This window comes from Nostoc sp. CALU 546, from assembly GCF_048836525.1.
This window is the reverse complement of record NZ_JAWJTF010000425.1, coordinates 1-1266: the sequence shown is the minus strand read 5'-3', so window position 1 is coordinate 1266 and position 1266 is coordinate 1. Positions and strand designations below refer to the sequence as shown.

Here is a 1266-nt window from a genome sequence, read left to right as displayed (position 1 = left end):
TCTGTATGTATTAAGGTTTTAAGTAACCATTCCAGACCTTTATCAGAAACAATTCGTCCAGCAAACAAAATTCTATGATTTTGATGGACTTCTAAACTTAGGGGTATAGTTGCTGTTTTCGGTACAGATATACCACAGTGTAGTGTTACAGTTTGTTCAGGGGGTACACCATTTTGAATTAATTCTTGGCGCACGTATTCGCTATTAGCAATAAAAGTAATTTTTACCTTTTTTAATAAATCTAATAATTGATGAGTGTTTTGAAGTTCTCTAAGAGTTCTTAAAGGTCTACGGCTACCACATTTATCTATTAACTTACCCCAGGTACATCCTAAGTAAGAAAAATTGCGATCGCAGATTGTCCGCTGCTCCGCTAAATACTTTGTGCCACTAGGACAGTAGAATGAGTGATTATGAACGCTGAAAACTGCGGGACATTCGCCTGTAAGCTGCAATAGCAAATCTGGGCTGTGGATATGCAACAGTTTAAACTGGCTTTGATCTATATTCTTGAGCGATTTTATCACGCGATCGCTAACTTCGTGTGGTCGATGTTCAAATAGAGAAGCTAAATAAGTTTCAACACCTCCGCCCTCACCTACATCAAAATTGGAGCATTGATAAATCAGGTCTGGATCAATTATTTTCTGGTACATATTTTCTGTTATTTTTTAGTATATTTAACCAAGTTTGATAGTTGCTAAAAACTTATTATCAAAGATAATAAGGCTTTAGAATACTGTTTTTTGGCGAGAGGATGTCTGAAAAGTATTTTTGATAACATCTAAGCCTCGGAAACCTAACCCCATAGCTACAAGGGAATAGGGGTTTCAAAGCCTCTCTCCGTTTCGGGGAAAGGTTTGGAGAGGGGTTCACAGTATACTTTGCGACTTTTCAGACATCCTCCGATACAATTTCACCCAATTACTGTTACAGATACATAGCTAGGGTCATACGGCTGTAGAAATATACAGCCGATTTATAGGTTGCAAGTCTTTGGGTAATCGGATATTGCTTCTAATCCGATTGTCTTACTTCATACTGCATTTGATGATATTTCCAAAGCTTACCTTTGAGTTCTAAAAGTTCTTGATACTTACCTTGTTCTACTATCCGTCCCTGTTCTAAAACTACAACTTTATCTGCTTTAGAAATGGTAGAAAGACGGTGAGCGATCGCAATTACTGTTTTACCAACAGATAGCTTTTCTAATGAATCTTGAATTAACCGCTCAGATAGCGAATCTAAGGCGCTAGTTGCTTCATC

1 protein-coding gene and 1 pseudogene are annotated in these 1266 nt (G+C 37.4%); both read right to left on the bottom strand.

Annotated elements, in window-relative coordinates; genetic code table 11:
• Positions 1 to 656 (bottom strand): glycosyltransferase (locus RRG12_RS44240; RefSeq protein ID WP_420763374.1); only part of this gene is annotated, 656 nt, incomplete at its 3' end.
• A gap of 361 nt (positions 657 to 1017) precedes the next feature.
• Positions 1018 to 1266: pseudogene (locus RRG12_RS44235) on the bottom strand (ABC transporter ATP-binding protein); the annotation flags it as partial.